The organism is Noviherbaspirillum aerium, assembly GCF_008929045.1.
Taxonomy (GTDB): domain Bacteria; phylum Pseudomonadota; class Gammaproteobacteria; order Burkholderiales; family Burkholderiaceae_D; genus Noviherbaspirillum; species Noviherbaspirillum aerium.
Map to the genome: position 1 here is coordinate 185,011 of NZ_VFAH01000008.1, position 13,338 is coordinate 198,348.

Annotated in this window: 11 protein-coding genes; 4 read left to right on the forward strand and 7 right to left on the reverse strand. The window is 60.4% G+C overall.

From position 1 onward, the window contains the following. Positions 1 to 45: 45 nt before the first annotated feature. The gene (locus FH061_RS13975) at positions 46 to 1,968 is read left to right on the forward strand and encodes a SurA N-terminal domain-containing protein (protein ID WP_151636433.1); all 1,923 of its coding nucleotides are present in this window, start codon (positions 46 to 48) and stop codon (positions 1,966 to 1,968) included. A gap of 683 nt (positions 1,969 to 2,651) precedes the next feature. Here FH061_RS13975 and FH061_RS13980 read toward each other — a convergent pair. Further along, on the reverse strand, positions 2,652 to 3,302 hold the full coding sequence (locus FH061_RS13980) for an arylesterase (RefSeq protein WP_151636434.1): 651 nt from the start codon (positions 3,300 to 3,302) through the stop codon (positions 2,652 to 2,654). On the opposite strand from FH061_RS13980, the gene FH061_RS13985 reads away from it, so the two are divergent. Then, positions 3,301 to 3,984 (forward strand): ABC transporter ATP-binding protein, encoded by a 684-nt coding sequence (locus tag FH061_RS13985; protein WP_151636435.1) that lies wholly within the window; start codon positions 3,301 to 3,303, stop codon positions 3,982 to 3,984. The genes FH061_RS13980 and FH061_RS13985 overlap by 2 nt on opposite strands. A 49-nt stretch (positions 3,985 to 4,033) precedes the next feature. Here FH061_RS13985 and FH061_RS13990 read toward each other — a convergent pair whose 3' ends face one another. From FH061_RS13990 to FH061_RS14010, 5 genes are all read right to left on the reverse strand, one after another. Next, positions 4,034 to 4,942: a DMT family transporter gene (locus FH061_RS13990; RefSeq protein ID WP_151636436.1), complete on the reverse strand. Its 909-nt coding sequence runs from the start codon at positions 4,940 to 4,942 to the stop codon at positions 4,034 to 4,036. Then, a complete protein-coding gene (locus FH061_RS13995; protein WP_151636437.1) occupies positions 4,917 to 6,512 on the reverse strand; it encodes an NAD(P)H-hydrate dehydratase in 1,596 nt (531 codons plus the stop codon). Before FH061_RS13995 ends, FH061_RS13990 begins: the two co-directional genes overlap by 26 nt. 127 nt (positions 6,513 to 6,639) lie before the next feature. Beyond that, positions 6,640 to 7,758: an NAD(P)/FAD-dependent oxidoreductase gene (locus FH061_RS14000; protein WP_151636438.1), complete on the reverse strand. Its 1,119-nt coding sequence runs from the start codon at positions 7,756 to 7,758 to the stop codon at positions 6,640 to 6,642. Then, entirely contained in the window at positions 7,751 to 9,004 is a 1,254-nt protein-coding gene (locus FH061_RS14005) for a D-amino acid dehydrogenase (protein WP_151636439.1), read from the reverse strand. The genes FH061_RS14000 and FH061_RS14005 overlap by 8 nt, the downstream gene beginning before the upstream one ends. Before the next feature lie 244 nt (positions 9,005 to 9,248). After that, positions 9,249 to 10,175, reverse strand: a complete 927-nt coding sequence (locus FH061_RS14010) for a LysR family transcriptional regulator (RefSeq protein WP_151636440.1) — start codon at positions 10,173 to 10,175, stop codon at positions 9,249 to 9,251. Between the two features lie 168 nt (positions 10,176 to 10,343). On the opposite strand from FH061_RS14010, the gene FH061_RS14015 reads away from it, so the two are divergent. Then, positions 10,344 to 11,363 carry a zinc-binding alcohol dehydrogenase family protein gene (locus tag FH061_RS14015; RefSeq protein WP_151636441.1) on the forward strand — a complete coding sequence of 340 codons (1,020 nt, stop codon included), beginning with the start codon at positions 10,344 to 10,346 and terminating at the stop codon, positions 11,361 to 11,363. 146 nt (positions 11,364 to 11,509) lie between these two features. On the opposite strand, the gene FH061_RS14020 is transcribed toward FH061_RS14015, so the two are convergent. Further along, on the reverse strand, positions 11,510 to 12,478 hold the full coding sequence (locus FH061_RS14020; protein ID WP_151636442.1) for a LysR family transcriptional regulator: 969 nt from the start codon (positions 12,476 to 12,478) through the stop codon (positions 11,510 to 11,512). A 115-nt stretch (positions 12,479 to 12,593) separates the two neighbouring features. Between FH061_RS14020 and FH061_RS14025 the strand changes: the two genes are divergently transcribed. Beyond that, complete coding sequence (locus tag FH061_RS14025; protein WP_151636443.1) at positions 12,594 to 13,214, forward strand: FMN-dependent NADH-azoreductase; 621 nt, start codon at positions 12,594 to 12,596, stop codon at positions 13,212 to 13,214. Positions 13,215 to 13,338: the final 124 nt, after the last annotated feature.

Here is a 13,338-nt window from a genome sequence, read left to right on the forward strand (position 1 = left end):
AAGCTGAAACGCTGTTTTTGCAATCCGTCTTCTGTGGACTGAACGATGTTTGATTTCATTCGTACGCACCAGCGCCTGATGCAGTTCGTGCTGCTGCTATTCATCTTCCCTTCATTTGTATTTTTTGGTCTTGAGGGCTATACCAGGTTTAGCGAGGGCAACGATGCGGTCGCAAAAGTTGCCGGCACGTCGATTACGCAGCAGGAATTCGATGCGGCGCAGCGGGAGCAAATGGACCGCTTCCGCCAGATGTTCGGCGGACAATTCGATCCCGCAATGCTGGATACGCCGGAGGCCCGTCAAGGTGTCTTGGACGGCTTGATTGCACAGCGCGCCATCGCTGCCGAGGCCAGCAGCAAGCGTCTTTCCGTCAGCGATCAGGCACTTCAGCAAACCATACTCGGCATTCCCGGCATCATTGGCGCGGATGGTAAATTCGATTCCGAGCGCTACAAATCCCTGCTGGCCGCGCAAGGGATGACTCCCTCGATGTATGAAGCACGTCTGCGCCAGGACCTGGTCATGCAGCAGGTCAGTGGAAGCGTGCAGGACACGGCATTCGCGCCGAAGACCGTTGCGAATCGCCTATCCGATCTGAACGATCAGGAACGCACTGTGCAGGAAGCCGTTTTCAAGACGGGCGACTATGCATCGCAAGTGAAGGTGACTGACGAGATGCTGAAGTCTTTTTACGAAAAGAATGCCAAGCAGTTCGAAATTCCCGAGCAGGTCAAAGCCGAATATGTGGTGCTGAACAGTGATGCGGTTGCTGCGCAAATTACCGTCAGCGATGCCGATATCAAATCCTATTACGATCAGAATGCCGCGCGTTATTCGGAAGAAGAACAGCGTCGCGCCAGCCACATCCTGATCAAGGCGGACAAGGGCGCATCGGCTGCCGACAAGGCGGCTGCAAAGGAAAAAGCGGAAAAACTGCTCGCTCAGGTTCGCAAGACTCCGGCCGATTTCGCAAAGGTGGCCAAGGAAAATTCACAGGATCCGGGTTCCGCGGAGCGTGGCGGCGATCTCGATTTCTTCGGCAAGGGCATGATGGTCAAGCCTTTCGAGGACACCGTGTTCAAGCTCAAGCAGGGCGACATCAGCGAAGTGGTTGAATCGGACTTCGGTTATCACATCATCCAGCTCACTGCGGTGAAGCCTGCTGTCGTGAAACCGCTCGACGAAGTCAAATCCCAGATCGCGGCAGATATCAAAAAGCAGCTTGCTGCTAAAAAATTCACGGAGATGGCGGAGCAATTTACCAATATGGTGTACGAGCAGTCGGAAAGCTTGAAGCCGGCTGCCGACAAGCTCGGCCTGAAGATCGAAACAGCCGCAGGCTTGACCCGTACGCCGAATCCCGCGACGGCACCGACCGCGCTCTACAACAATCCGAAATTTCTGAATGCCTTGTTTTCGGATGAGGCAATCAAGAACAAGCGCAATACCGAGGCAATTGAAGTTGCACCGAGCACCTTGATTGCCGGACGTGTGGTGGAACACAAGCCCGTTGCGAAGCGCCCGTTCGAGGAAGTGCAGGAGGTCGTGCGTCAGCGTGTTATCCAGGAGGAGGCTGCTGCACTCGCCAAGAAGGCGGGTGAAGCGAAGCTGGCTGCTGCAAAGTCCGGCGACAACGCAGGATTCGGTGAAGTCCGGACGGTGTCCCGCACCAAGGCAGAAGGCGTGAATCAGGCGGCACTGCCCTCGATCATGAGGGCCGACGCGACCAAGCTTCCGGCCTACGTCGGTGTTGATCTCGGTGCCCAAGGCTATGGCGTGTACAAGATCACCAAGCTTGGCCAGCCGGCCAATCCCGACACCGCAAGGCGCAATGCCGAGCAGCAGCAGATTGCCAATGCACTGGCTCAACAGGAGGCGCTGGCCTATCTGGAAGTGCTCAAGAAAAAGGCGAAGGTCGAAGTGCTCAAACCGGTGGCGGCTCAGAAGGCGGCCCCGGAAGCCAACTGACATCTCGCCAGGCAATCCTGGAAAACCGCTGAAGCGAAGGCTTTCAGCGGTTTTTTTTCGCCTGTAGAAATTGTTCGTGATTCGACTTTGCCAACACCCGCGGTCTGCCCGCAATGTTGATCAGATACCGTATTGGAGATGCCATAAATGCCATGAATGTCATCTGACGCCAATCCCGTGTCATCACAAGGCGGACGAGCTTGACCCATTTTTCGACTGACAAGGCGGAGGTGGCAGATCAGGAATCAAGGCGGAGCGATGAACGATGGATGGCTAGAGCGCTTTCGTCCCGACCAGGCTGAAGATCCCGTAAGAATTACCTGCGGCACTGCGTTGTGTAAGGATGCCGAGTTCTCCTTGCCATGGTATGGAGGCACCGAGTACACCGTGTCGCATCGCTACGCCTTCGCCCGCGGACCGGCTTGCAAACCGATCCGGGTACGGCAGCGCCAACCAGGGATTGGCGTAACCCTGCGTCCGCCCATAGACAAAACTTTTCGGCCTCGTCGAGTCCAGTAGGAAGAAGACGCGGGCTCATGGCATCGAATGACGCGGGGTTGATATCAGAATTCTTGACCAATACGCATCATGATGCGTTGATCGAGGCGAGCGGCGATATCGAGTCCATCTGCGGGCGAGGGCTTGCGATGGCTGCGCGAGCAGTACATGATTGACGATGATGCCTATTTTGCGATCAATGGCTTGAGGTGGGGCCAGATATTGTTGAGCATGATGGGTTGCGCTTCGGCTTGCGGATGAATCCGGTCGGCCTGGAACAACTCCGGATTTTCGGCTACGCCTTCGAGCAGAAAAGGAACGAGTGCGATATTGGCTTCCTTTGCGATCGTGCCATACATCCGCGCGAACTGACGTGCGTAGTCTTGCCCATAATTGGGCGGAATCTGCATGCCCACGAGCAGAACTTTTGCCTTGGCGGCTTGTGACGACTTCACCATGTCATGCAGATTCGTCATCGCCGCTTTAACAGGCAGACCGCGCAAGCCATCGTTTCCTCCGAGTTCAATGACCACTGCGTCAGGCCGGTGCTGATTCAATAGCGCCGGCAGGCGGGCCTTTCCTCCGCTGGTGGTTTCGCCGCTGATGCTTGCGTTGACAATGACGATGTCGAGCTTCTCCTGTTTGATTCGTTTCTCCAGCAATGCGACCCAGCCGCTGCCCCGCGCCAAGCCATACTCGGCAGAAAGACTGTCCCCGAGCACAAGCAGGGTTTTTGGTGCAGAATGAGCGCAAGCTGATGCAACCAGCAGAGTGCATGTCAGCAACCAGTACCAGAATCCCCATTTCCTTCCAACATTCTCCAGATCATCCTGCATGCCGGAACCTTCCTTGAAAAATAAAGCGATTGAAGTGGTTCATTTGAGCAAGCGTGTCGCCGATGCCACTGGCGAGCTGACTATTCTCAGGGACATTGATTTTACCGTGCAGTCAGGCGAGACGCTGGCCATCGTCGGCGCATCCGGTTCCGGCAAGTCAACCTTGCTGGGACTGCTGGCGGGCCTTGACACGCCGTCTGCAGGAACCGTCAAACTGGATGGCACAGATATTTTTGCGCTAGATGAGGATGGACGTGCGGGATTGCGGCAGGCCAAACTGGGTTTCGTATTTCAGTCCTTTCAGCTGCTGTCTCATCTGACCGCGGTGGAAAACGTGATGCTTCCTCTGGAACTGCGGCGCGAAGACCAGGCGCGTGAAAAGGCGGAAGCAATGCTTGGCCGGGTCGGGTTGTCGAGCCGCTTGCGGCACTATCCGAAGTTCATGTCCGGCGGCGAACAGCAGCGCGTTGCGCTTGCGAGAGCGTTTGTCACCGAACCGCCTTTGCTGTTCGCCGATGAACCGACCGGCAGCCTCGATGCCGCGACCGGCGACGCGGTTATCAAGTTGATGTTCGAACTGAACGCGGAACGCGGATCGACGCTCGTCCTCGTTACCCATGATCCCTCGATTGCGTCGCGTTGCGGCAGAACGATTACCATCTCGGCGGGGCAGCTGACGTAGGCCGCTTTTGCAGGCCACGGCTCGTCCGGATTCGTCTGCGGCAGCAATGTCATCTTGCGGTTGGGTGCGACCGCCGATGCTCCATGTAGGCGGCTCCCATGCCGCTTGCACAGATGATGCCAATACCTGCCGCGGTCACCAGGTCAGGCAGCTGACCGAACACCAGCCAGCCCATGGTTGTCGCGGAAATCACCTGCAGGTAAAAGAACGGCGTGAGCAAAGACGCTTCTGCATGGCGATAAGCCTTGTTGACCAGATAGTGCCCCAGCGTGCTCGACACGCCGGTTGAGGCGAGAATCAAGCCCTCGCGCAGATCCGGCGCATGCGAGGACCAGAAGTGGGGAACGAGACAGGTGCTGGCGATCATTCCGACGAGGCCGCCGTAAAACAGGGTAACGATCGGCGGGTCGAACTGATTCATCTTCCGGTTAAGTATCGAGACGACGGCAAAGATGCAGGCCGATGCGGCACCGAGCATGACGCCGGCGGAAGAAATCGCGCCGCCGGGACGCATGACCACCAGCATGCCGATGAAGCCGAGCGCGACCGCAATCCATCTGGACGGGTAGGACTTTTCCTTCAGCAGCCATGGCGATACCGCCAGCACCATCAGTGGCGCGCAAAAGTTCATCGCCGTGCCTTCGGCAAGCGGCACGATCTTCAGAACCGAAAAGAAGACGATGGTCGAAAGCAGCAGGAGCAATGCGCGGCATACCTGCAGCACTGGATGACGCGATCGCAGGATGTTCCTGCCGGTACGCCGCTGGTACAACGGCGCCAGCGTCACCGCCATGAACGCGGTATTGATGGTGTACCGCATCCAGGCGATCATCACCACATGATAGCCGCTCAGTGCAAGCAGTTTGCCGGCGGTATCGAGCAGGGAGAGGGTCCATTGTCCGAGAATCAGGCAGGCGATGCCGAGCCAGAGATTAGATCGCTGGGTCGCGTCCTGCATGCTGTTCGGTCAATTCATTGTAAACAGCCCGGGCCATGGGGATCAATTCGCTCGCGGTCACGCCGATCGGTCCGATGCCGTCTTCGATCAGCCGGTCCGCCGCACGCCCATGCATCCACGTCGCGGCGAGTGCCGCATCCCATACCGGGAAGGACTGCGCAAGCAGGGCGCCGCACATGCCGGCGAGGACATCGCCGCTGCCGGCGGTGGCAAGCGCGGGGTTGCCGGTGGCGTTGATGATGAGTTTGCCGTCGGGCCGCGCAATGACGCTGCCGGAGCCCTTGAGAATGACAACACTATTGCATTCGCGGGCAATGCTGCGCGCAACTTCAAGCCGCGAAGACTGGACCTCGGGCGTACTGATGCGGAGCAGGCGAGCGGCTTCCAGCGGATGGGGCGTCATCAGTGATGGCATCGTTCTCGCTGCCAATGCCTCTCTCAGGTGTACATGCAATGCGAGCAGATTCAAGGCGTCGGCATCGAGCACCAGCGGCATGTCGGCTTGCAGCGCTCCGAGCAGCACGGCCTGCGCCTGGTCGGAGGTGCCGAGTCCCGGCCCGATGACAACCGCGCCGGCGCGAAAATCCAGTTCCGAGGCGTGCCTGCACATCAGTTCGGGGTGGGCTGCATCGTAGGGGAGCGGCTCGTCAAGGAAGCCGATGAACACGCGACCGGCGCCCGATTTCGCGGCAGCCCGGGCCGACAGCACCGGTGCGCCGACCATGCCATGCGCCCCTCCGATGACGGCGACATCGCCGTAGCTGCCTTTATGGGAGCTGTGCAGCCGCTTGCGCAAGGAAGAGGAGAATTGCGAGATGCTGCCCAGCCATGCATGAGCAGGGACGAACAGCTCGGGCGCAATATCCAGCGCCGCGACCTGGACCTCTCCGGCATGATCGCGGCCATCGCAGGTATGCAGGCCAGGCTTGTTGCCGATGAAGGTGAGCGTATGCGTGGCACGCACCGCGATGCCGCCCTCGCTGCCGCCTCCAATCACGCAGCCGGTGTCGGCATCGAGTCCGCTCGGCACATCCAGCGCAAGCACCGGGCAGTCGAGGCTGTTGATGGCCCCGACCAGGCTGTGCAGGGCGCCTGAAATCGGCCGTGCCAGTCCGATGCCGAACAAGCCATCGACGACGAGGTCCCAGTGGACAGGATGGCGTACCGCTTCCGGATTCGGTGCGATGAGGCGCACCCCGACCGCCTGCGCGCGTTCCAGCGCGCGCTGTGCGTCGTCGGGCTGGCGCGCGGGATCGGCGCAGACCATGACCGTCGGATGCAATCCCGCATCGGCCAGCAGGCATGCCATGACAAGCGCGTCGCCGCCGTTATTTCCCGGCCCGGCGACAAGCAGCACCTTGGGAGAGTCCGTCACGCGGCTGAGCAGGGCAAGGGCGAGGGAAGCCGCAGCCTTCGCGGCGCGCTGCATGAGCGTGCCCGGCGGAATATCCGCCATGGCCTTTTCCTCGATCGCCCGGATCTCCGCCACGCTGAACAGTGCGGTGGGATCCTGCCGGTGCGTGTTGGCGGGCGGTGACGGAATCCGGTAGCTGGCGGGTGGTCTGTTCATGGCTTGTCTCGCAATCTTGTTATGTCGTCGTAGGATGTTTGTCCGCAAGCGATCAGCTAATGATGAATTGATGATCCGCTATTGCGCTGATATCGGTCAGCGATCTGTCTGCCTCCTGTCGGGCGTGCTATCCGCGTCTGCCGGCAAGCGATGCGGCATGCTCTGCAATTGCGAGCGCCGCGGTCAGTCCCGGGGACTCGATACCGTACAGGCCGAGATAGTGCGGGCTGCCATGGTTGCAGAACATGAAGTCGGCGGCCGGTTCACCCGGCCCGCTGATCTTGGGTCTCACGCCCGAATAGGCCGGCTGCAGCGCGGCGTCCTGCAGCTTGGGCCAGTATGCCCTGATTTCCTGGTAAAACCGGTCCGCCCGCTCGGGGGCCACACGATAGTCGGGTTCGCCGTCGGGAGTCTCGAGCCATTCCACGTCCGGGCCGAATCGCGCCTGGCCGCCGAGGTCAAGCGTCAAGTGAACGCCCAGGCCGCCAGGTTCGGGCACGGGATAAACAAGCCGTGAAAACGGAGCCTTGCCTGCGAGGGAATAATAATTTCCCTTTGCAAACCAGGCCCGGGGAGTCTGGCGCTGATCCAGTCCTTCGATCAGCCCGGCAAGGCGCGGCGCCCACAGGCCTGCGCAGTTGACAAGCAGTTCGGTGGCAATCTCCATTTCGGTGCCGTCGGATGCCTGCACCGACAGCACGACCATGTCCGCGTGCAGGCGCGCATTCCGTACCTGGCTGCCGACGGCCAGCACGGCTCCGGCATGTTCCGCATCGCCCTGCAGCGCCAGCATGTAGGCATGGCTGTCGATGATGCCGGTATTGGGCGAGGATAGGGCGCCGACGCAGGACAGCTCGGGTTCCAGTTCGCGCGCTTCCCGCGCGGTCAGGAACACGACTTCGCTGCAGCCATTGGCCATGGCCTGTTCATGGATCTGCCCGAGCTTGGCCAGCTGCGCCTCGGAGGTGGCGACAATCAGCTTGCCGCAGCGCCGGTGAGGAATCCCGCGGTCCGCGCAGTAAGCATAGAGCGCGTCGCGTCCCCTGACGCACAAGCGTGCCTTCAGACTGCCGGTGGGATAGTAAAGTCCCGCGTGAATCACTTCGCTGTTGCGCGAACTCGTCTCCATGCCGATGGCCGGGTGCTGTTCCACGATCAATACGTCGCGTCCGCCAAGGGCGAGCGCGCGGGCGGTCGCCAGCCCGACCACGCCGGCCCCAATCACGATGCAATCAACTTTATCCATAACGTGCCAGGGTTAGTCCATCCAAGTCTATGTCGGGCGGCTTGCCGGTGACAAGATCGGCCACCAGCTTGCCTGCGCCCGCCGCCATGGTCCAGCCGCCCGAGCCATGGCCGATATTGATGTAGACATTGCGCGCGGGCGTCGCGCCAAGCAGCGGCGGACCGTCGGGCAGGGTCGGCAGGGCGCCGCTCCAGAAATTCGCCTTGCCATAGATGGCGGCATGCGGAAACCAGTCGCTGCCCACCCGTGCAAGCGTACGCAATGCGCGATCCTGCAGTTCCTCGGTGCGCGTACCGAACTCCGGGATGCCGGCGATGCGTATGCGCCCGCCCATGCGCGCCAGCGTGACGCTGTAGGCTTCATCGATGACGGTGGCCACCGGCGCTTGGTCGAAGTTCTTGATAATGGCCGTCGCCACGTAGCTTTTAACGGGATAGATCGGCACCTGGATGCCGAGCGGCTTGAGCAGCCGCATGCTGTCCACGCCGGCGGCGACCACAACCGCATCCGCGGTGAAGCGATTGCCATTGATGCGCAGGCCGACGCCGCCGGCTTCGGGTTCGAGTGCCTCGACGGCGCTGGTGAAATGGAACTGCACGCCCATCGAGGTGCAGATGTACTTGAGACGCTTGGTGAACAGCGGGCAGTTGCCGGCTTCGTCCTCCGGCAGATAGATGGCCGAGGCCAGCGGCGTATGCGTGGACAGGGTTGGTTCGACTGCCTGTGCGCCCTTGGCGTCCAGCATCAGGAAAGGCACATCGTATTCGGCCAGCAGGTTGATTGCCGGTTCGGCCAGCTTCAAGTCCTTTGCCGTGCGGAACAGCTGCAGCACGCCGCGGGTCTGTTCATAGTCGATCTCATAATGCTTGCGCATCAAGTGCAGGATGTCGCGGCTGTAAGCCGCCAGCCTATGCATGCGCAGCTTGTTGGTCCGGAAGCGCTCCAGATCGCACTCGTCCAGCCAGCGGCTGATCCAGCGCCATAGCGCACGGTCGGCGGAGGGCTTGAAGCTGACTGCGGATTCCGACTTGAACAGCGAGGAAAGAATCTTGCGCGGCATGCCCGGCGCGGCCGATGGTCCGGTATAGGCGGGAGCGACAAGGCCGGGATTGGTATAGCTTGCTTCTTCCGCCACGTTATGGTGGCGTTCAATGACGACGACGTCATGCCCGGCTTCGGCCAGGAAATAGGCGGTGCAGACGCCGGCGATGCCGCCTCCGATGACGGCTACTTGTTTTTGTGTCACGTATTAACCCGGGAACCTGTTGAATGCTGGTGAATGTGCAAAAGTGTCCGACACCATCCTATGACAGCCTTGCCGGACAGACTTTGACGCCATCGGATTTGCCGTACCGACAACGTTCGATCCTGCCGCAGCTGGCACCATCCCAAGTTGCCTTGGGAAGGAATGCGAACTGCGTCGGATCGGAAGGCGGACCTGAGGACCTGTCGTAGACCTCCGTGCACATTTCTAGTTCGAACGCATCATTCTAATCGCTGGCCGCTCCGCCCGTGCCTGTCGCGTCGCGCTGCCGCTCGAACTTTTCCCGCAGGAATGCCACCAGCGCCCGCACCGCCGGCGAGATGCTGTTGCGATGCGGACAGACGGCATTGAGGGGAGTGTCCTCGCCGGCGTAATCGTCAAGGATGGTGACCAGCGTCCCGCGCTTCAGGTCCGGCCATACATCGAGCCACGATTTGTAGGCAATACCGATGCCGGCCACCGCCCATTCACGCACGATGCCGCCGTCGTCGGCCATGCGGTCGCCGCGCACCTTGATTTCAAGCGGTTCCTTCCCCGCATTGAAACGCCAGGTATTGAACAGGCCGGGAGAAAGGTAGTAGAGAAGGCAATTATGTTCACTCAATTCGTGCAAGGTCCTCGGGGTGCCATGGCGGGCGAGGTAATCGGGCGAGGCCACGATCACGCGGCGGTTGGCCGCCACATGCTGGGAAACCAGGGAGGAATCGTCCAGCCGTCCGTAGCGCAGAGCGATGTCGACCGGATCGCGGCGCAGGTCGATGACGCGGTCGGCGAACTGCAGGGAAAGCTTCAGGTCGGGATGTATCTCCTGGAAATGATTGAGCCATGGCAGCAAGACCTGGCGGCCAAGATCCGAGGGCGCGGACAAGCTGAGCTGGCCGCGTATCTTGTCCTTGCCCGCCATCAGCAAGGCTTCGCCCTCGGCCAGGCTGGCGAGCGCATCGCGGCAGTATTCAAGGAAGATTTCACCATCCGGCGTCAGCCGCAGGCTGCGCGTGGAACGGGCAAAGAGCAGGACTCCAAGTCGCTGTTCAAGGCGGCGCAGCGCGGCGCTTGCGGCGGCCGGGCTCTGGTGCAGCATGCGGGCGGCGCGCGTCAGGCTGCCACAGTCGGCTGTCCTGACGAAGAGGTGGAGATCGGCTGTGGAATACATTATCAAAAAGTTTTTGAAATTCAATTCATTATTGGGATATTTATCAAATATAACAAGGTGAAGATAATTGCTCTGTCTAACGCGCGGCCGGCCAAGACAGGAAACCGGATGCAGCCGGTGCCGCGGGCACCTTTACCTTTACCGTGATCAAGCCAACCAGGAGCAGCAATGAAAGCCATCGCACTGACGCAGTATTTGCCGATCAGCCACCCCGATTCCCTTTTCGATACTACGATCGAACGGCCTGTTGCCGCCGGCCGCGATCTGCTGGTCGCCATCAAGGCGATTTCCGTCAATCCGGTCGATACCAAGGTAAGGGCGCCGAAGGATGCCGTTGAAAAGACGCCGCGCGTGCTTGGTTGGGATGCGGCCGGCATCGTGGAAGCGGTCGGTCCCGGGGTCACGCGCTTCAAGCCGGGCGACCGCGTGTTCTATGCGGGAGATATCACCCGGCCTGGCACCAACGCCGAGTTTCATCTGGTGGACGAGCGCATCGCGGGCCGCCTGCCCGAGAGCATCCCGTTCGAGACCGCTGCCGCGCTGCCGCTGACGGCCATCACCGCATGGGAAGCGCTGTTCGACCGGCTGCGCGTGCCGACTCCGCCGCATGCGATGCCGCGCAAATCCATTCTTGTGATCGGCGGTGCCGGCGGGGTCGGCTCGATCGCCGTGCAGCTGGCGGCGCGGGTCGCCGGGATGGAAGTGATTGCCACTGCATCACGCCCCGAGTCGATCGCCTGGGTCCGGGAGCTGGGCGCTCATCATGTGATCGATCATTTTGGCGACATGCAGGCGCAACTGACGGCGGCCGGCTTTCCGACGGTCGATTACGTGTTGATCCTCAATGACACCGACCGTCATTTTCCTGCGGCCACCAGCATCATTGCGCCGCAGGGCACCATTTGCACCATCGTGGAAAACAGGGATACGCTGGACGTCAGTCCGTTGAAATCCAAGAGCGCGGGGCTGGTGTGGGAATTCATGTTCACCCGATCCATGTACGGGACCGAAGACATGATCGAGCAGGGCAGGCTGCTGGAGGAAATCGCCCGTCTGGTCGAATCCGGCCAGTTGCGCGCAACGGGTACCGAAGTGATGAGTCCGATCAATGCCGCCAACCTGCGTGAAGCGCATCGCCGGCTTGAAGATGGGCATGTGATCGGCAAGCTGGTTCTGAAGGATTTCTAGGGCGTGCTTGAATAGGCTATTTCAAAAGGCCATTTTCATATGTCAGTATTGCCGGATGCCCGTCGCATCCGGATTCCTCCAGCTTTCCCTGCATCGCGACCGGCTCTTTCTTATCTGTGTAATGCGGACATATGGACACCAGAGCTTCAATCGGTCCGCGCATCCTCGCTCATATCGCCCGCGGGTTCGGCGTCCCGGCCGCGCTGCTGATCGCTGAACCGCATGCATTCATGCGCCACGGCGTAGCGGATGATTTCCGCCAGGCGCCGTGTTCCCGGCCCGGCGCTGTCAGGGTCGGCCAGAACCAGGTACAGGTGGGTAAAGCGTTCCGCGCCGTCACGCAGCGGAAGCGGCTTCAGGCTGCCGTTGCGCAGTTCATCGCGAATTTTTTCTTCGGGGAACCACGCAAATCCGAAGCCCAGCTTTACCGCTTCAATCGAGGTGGCGGTATGACTGACGGTCCAGCGCTGCGGCGCCTCCAGCGAGGCGACCCGGGTATCGCGCCTGCTGCCTGATTCCCTTACGACCAGGTGCCGGTGTCGGCGCAGGTCTTCCAGCGTCAGTTCCCGATCCAGCCTGTGAAGAGCATGGTCCGGACTGGCGACCGGAATGAAGCGCAGCTGCATCAGCGGCAAGCCCAGGAACCCCGGCGGCACTTGGTTGGCAATCGCCAGATCGACCTGTCCGGTCAGCAGCGCTTCCATGGTTCCGCCCAGTACGGATTCCACATATTCGATCCGGGTATGCGGGCTTTCCTCACCCAGCTTGTCGAAACAGGCAAGGAGCAACCAGCTGGGAAAGATGATTTCCGCCGCGATCCTGATTTCCGCTTCCCATCCCGCCGACAACCGCTTCGCCGCCCGTTCCAGTGACGCCGCCTCATCCAGCAGCGCCCGCGCGCGGCGATGGAGAAACTGGCCGGTGGGCGTCAGGATTGCCTTGCGCCCTTGGATTTCAAATGCCTTTACCCCAAGCAGGGATTCGATTTTTTGCACCGCATAGGTCACCGAGGACTGGCTTTTATGCAGAACTTCGGCGGCCTGGGCATACCCGCCGGTGTCGACAACGGTAACGAGGGTGCGCCATTGTTCAAGGGTGATGTACTGGGTATCCATGGGCGAAAAGATGATTTATCAGATCATTAGATAGATTTAGGCTAATTATTCTACTTTTTTATCGTCTGAATAAATAGTTTAATGAACTCACCCAACCATCACTAGGAGAAAAAACATGACAACGCTTCTGCAGATCAACTCCAGCCTCTTTGCCGGCAACGGCCAATCCAGCCAGTTGAGCGACAAGTTCGTGGCAGCCTGGAAAGCCACCAATCCCCAAGGCCGGGTCGTCACCCGCGACCTGTCCGCCGAACCGGTGCCGCACCTGACTGCCGAGCGTTTCGGTTCCTTCCTGGCCGCACCTGAAGCGCGCACGCCCGAGCAGCAGACGGTGGTCGATTTCTCGGACCGCCTGATCGACGAGCTGCGCGCTGCCGACGTGATCGTGCTCGGTCTGCCGATGTATAACTTCGGGATTCCTTCAACACTGAAAGCCTACTTCGACCATGTGGCGCGCGCCGGAGTAACCTTCCGCTATACGGCGAACGGTCCCGAAGGTCTTCTGCAGAGCAAGAAAGTGTACGTGTTCGCAGCCCGTGGCGGCCTGTACGCGGGTACCCCGCGTGACAGCCAGACTATCTATGTGCGCGATTTTCTCGCTTTCCTCGGTCTCACGGACGTGGAATTCGTCTACGCCGAAGGCTTGGCAATGGGCGACGAGAGCAAGCAGAAGTCGCTGACGAACGCCAGCGACGCGATCGGGCAACTCGTCGAGCCGCTGCGCACCGCGGCCTGATCGCGCAGGGCGACGGCATCCTGAAGGAGAAGGATGTCGTTGCCGCATGCGCCGCCGCCTGGCCGAGGCAATGCGTAGATTGAACACCAGCAGATGGATTGCTGAACTGACAACAAGGACATCA